The organism is Vibrio sp. M250220 (assembly GCF_036533795.1).
In the GTDB taxonomy this organism is placed as follows: domain Bacteria; phylum Pseudomonadota; class Gammaproteobacteria; order Enterobacterales; family Vibrionaceae; genus Vibrio.
Genome location: NZ_JATABI010000095.1, coordinates 1 through 3,567, shown reverse-complemented (window position 1 = coordinate 3,567; position 3,567 = coordinate 1). Strand labels below are relative to the sequence as shown.

Genomic DNA, 3,567 nt, shown 5'->3' with positions numbered 1-3,567 from the left:
GTCAAGTGGTGCAGATGTAAAATGGCATGTGACTTATAACTTCTCCAACGACCCAAACAGGTATGAATTGCGCATTCCTTTCCAGCAATATCAAGACTCGTTTGATTGTGAAGTAACCTTGGGGGATATAACAGTTCAAGCCTATAACGCATTTGATACAGTAGGTTTTGCCCAACTACGCATTTACCAATCAGGAAAAAAATATTACAACAAACCGATAGGCTTAGATTCAAAAATTGAAGCTAAAGATTGCAACAGTGAAGTATATAAGAGCTTAAGAAAAGTCTGGGCTGGAGCAATCGGATGTGACTTTTACTTCAATCAAAAAAGGATATCAAAAGAATCAGAGTTTAACGCAGAAAGTGTCTACTTTGATTTCTCTCAGTTTAATAGCGACACCGTGATTCACTACGATATTTTAGCTGGAGAGAATTATCGTACTGCGCCATTAGATCCAGAGACTGGCAAGTGACTCGGTTAACTAAGCGACAATTCATAGAGAGGAGTTTCGCATTGGTTCTGGTTTCAGTGAGCGCACTATCTGGATTGTACTCGATACTGATTTTCAGGCATGCCTTGTCCTGTCAGCTTGTTCAGCACTGTGATGATAGCGAGCGCTTATGGTAGCCATAGCGCTTTTCCACTTCTTGTTGGAGCCGGAGAGCTTCTGGCAACCTACCGCTAAGTTACGAGGATGCCCTTGTTCTCAGAAGACTGCTTCCAGTTATTTGTTTTGGAACGAGGTTTCGCGGGTAAAGCACTGAAAGAAGCCGTTAACGCTTAATACAAAACCGTTCAATCAACCAAGCGGCTAAATAACAATGACATTTGGTCGCTTTGTTGATTTTTGGGAGTAATAAGAACGATTGATACAAAACGCTTTACGACAAACTGCCCATTTTTTATTGTCTCCATTTTTGGCTTTCTCTTCGGCGTGCTGCCAATATTCTGCCGCAGCACTCCATTGTTTTTGCCTTTCAAATAGAGCTGCCTGTTGTGAAAGTTCGTTGTAAGACTGTTGTGTCAATGTATCTAGCTGCATTTTTCACCTATATAAAGAGTATGAATTTTCAACATCAAAACAATCATTAAGATTACTTTAATTGGGCGGTCCAAAAACGCCCTCGCTTTGTTTCAGGTTCTGAGGGAGGAGGGGTCTCAAAACGTCTGATGTTATCAATGATTGTGATTAATGAGTGCATTTCAGGACGCTTGTACGTTTTGCTCTTTCCGCTTTTAACATCCCGGATCGTAAGATGGTATTGTCCATCGTAGTAGGAAATTACAAATCCTTTGTATCGAAACTGTTGTTTGACCATTGTTACCTCCTGAACATATAAAATACACGTTCCTACAACAATGTTAAGCATGATATTTCTTATATTAACGTCAGAATTTATACCTAAATCATTTCTTTACACAACACAATCTGTCACACAAATCTCCGTCTTAATTAAATCAGGAGCAACCGAGGATACGACTTCTTTGGATAATACTTCCGAACTCTTCAACAAAGTCTATTATATCACCAAGCGACTTTGTCGTTCGCTTAATTACCGAGGAAATTTGACGGTCTCTATTTTTGAGTAATCCTGTAAAGGATGTCCAAAGACTCGACGCCTTTAAAGCTAATTGACGAGTAAACCAACTCAATGCTTTGCTTTAATGTACATCAAATGTATTCCCGTTGGAGTTATTCTTGTCAAATCTCGACTGTACACATAGCCATATTTTTCTAACAAGTCGATAGAGTGATATGTCCATCCAGCAGCAAACGCCACTCCAGCTAATGCAAAATAAAGACTAATTTTATTAGCTAACTGCATAGCTCTCTGAGAAAAAAGTTCATTAACCTTCTTCCCATATAGCATAGCTTTTGGCGTCATGAATAAGACACATGCTAAAGCCCCAAAAACACCAACAGGAACCCACAAAGTAATGATGGAAACTTGCACAGTATCAGCTCGATTTAATAGATCAAGGTAATCCAGATATACCCCATAAGAAGGATAAAACCAACATAACAACATTAGCGAAATAAAAAACAAGCTAGCCAAACGGATTTTAGTTTGATATCGCACTCTCTAACCTCTCAACTATCGTTTGAGATATTTTGTATTCGCCCCAAGCCCATTCAATTAGAACATATGTTGCTGTTATAGCAATTGCACCAATAATTATAGGCTGACCTAAGAAAGCAGCAGTAAACAATACGGCCTCACCGACAGCTGTCTGAAGCATAAACTTAAACATGTCAGATCCAACATTCCCAAACCAGTTCACAAGGTGATAAGAACATGTTGCATGTTCTTCGCCATTTCTTCTTCAAGAGAACACTCTAAAGCGAGAGAATCACTCAATATTTTGTCGATGGTTTGAGTTTGGCTAAACAATAACGGCTCTGAACGATATGGGTCATTCACTTGCGATAGATGACTCGCAGAACTGGTGAAATTAGACGATGGAGAAGTAGACGAGCGGTCACCAAAAGAGACACCTTGCCCCAAGCTCACGCCCGACCCCATATTGATATTGACACCCTGCCCGATATTGACGCCTGCACCCATATTAATTGAGCCAAACATTTGAGGCCCAAGACTCACGGCGTCACCACTAGCAAGCACAAAGCAATTGCCGCATCCGGTATCAACCGGATCGTCTTTCATCGCTATCAGCTTGCCACCAATCTTAATATTTCGCGGGCTGCCCTACATGATTGGACCTACTCCACGACAGTTTTTATCCCCACAAGTACAGGTAGCTTGGTCTCCCAAGAGACTCACATCCAAATTGTTAATTTTTACGCCAGCAGTGCCTGTTAACACTTTTCCGCCTGTACTGGTTGGGGTTCCAACGGTGACGGCATTGTTAAACATGATGCTTACCAACTTGAAGAAACGTTCGACGTACTCGCAAGCATAAGCAATTGATTTGTTATCAACAAACTCAACGGACAAACCCTAGGCAAAAGGCCACATAATCGATAATTGAGGAAAATTCGCCTATTTACCCATTTAGTTTTTTGACGAGACCAATAAATGGGAAAAAAAGCCAGCTACGAAAGCTAGCTCATTTTTGGACAAAAATCACTTAGCGCAATAGCTCTAATCCATTCCATTTTAATTATTATTTTTGACCGAAAAATGCAGATAGCTGACTTTTGAACGAATGAAATATGCATAGATATTCAAAAGGCAAGGTATAAACCTTGCCTTTGCTATTACTTATACCAGCCGTCAGCTAGAACCTCTGCTTGTTCTAGTAGGTTGTCAGAAGCTCTACGGTTCCAACAAGAAATGGAAAAATACTAAGTGCTTGATGCTGATGCAATTATCATTAATCGTTGAGATACCCAGATATTTAACAATGATATAACACTTAACTAGTGACTTCACCATTAAATGTAACAAAATGTTAATTACTAAATAACTGTTCCTAAATATAGATCACTGGTTTGTAGAAAAAGAAGGGAACTCGGTACCGTTTGAGCGATCTGATCAGTCGCCAAACATACAAACCTACAACCGTTACCGAGTTCTCATGATTCTAACATTACCTGACCGCGCA

At 40.0% G+C, this 3,567-nt stretch carries 5 protein-coding genes and 2 pseudogenes; 1 reads left to right on the top strand and 6 read right to left on the bottom strand.

The features are described 5' to 3' along the window. A pseudogene (locus QTN94_RS19345) lies at positions 1-472 on the top strand (hypothetical protein); the annotation flags it as partial. Between the two features lie 65 nt (positions 473-537). Here QTN94_RS19345 and QTN94_RS19340 read toward each other — a convergent pair. The 6 genes and pseudogenes from QTN94_RS19340 to QTN94_RS19315 all read right to left on the bottom strand — a co-directional run. After that, positions 538-706 (bottom strand): annotated as a pseudogene (locus QTN94_RS19340) (IS5/IS1182 family transposase); the annotation flags it as partial. A 105-nt stretch (positions 707-811) separates the two neighbouring features. After that, the gene (locus QTN94_RS19335; protein WP_331428582.1) at positions 812-1,042 is read right to left on the bottom strand and encodes an ANR family transcriptional regulator; all 231 of its coding nucleotides are present in this window, start codon (positions 1,040-1,042) and stop codon (positions 812-814) included. Between the two features lie 607 nt (positions 1,043-1,649). After that, positions 1,650-1,955: a hypothetical protein gene (locus QTN94_RS19330; RefSeq protein WP_331428581.1), complete on the bottom strand. Its 306-nt coding sequence runs from the start codon at positions 1,953-1,955 to the stop codon at positions 1,650-1,652. 109 nt (positions 1,956-2,064) lie between these two features. Next, positions 2,065-2,253 carry a hypothetical protein gene (locus tag QTN94_RS19325; protein WP_331428580.1) on the bottom strand — a complete coding sequence of 63 codons (189 nt, stop codon included), beginning with the start codon at positions 2,251-2,253 and terminating at the stop codon, positions 2,065-2,067. Between the two features lie 26 nt (positions 2,254-2,279). Beyond that, entirely contained in the window at positions 2,280-2,666 is a 387-nt protein-coding gene (locus QTN94_RS19320) for a hypothetical protein (protein ID WP_331428579.1), read from the bottom strand. A gap of 42 nt (positions 2,667-2,708) precedes the next feature. Further along, positions 2,709-2,957, bottom strand: a complete 249-nt coding sequence (locus tag QTN94_RS19315; RefSeq protein WP_331428578.1) for a PAAR domain-containing protein — start codon at positions 2,955-2,957, stop codon at positions 2,709-2,711. Positions 2,958-3,567 lie beyond the last annotated feature (610 nt).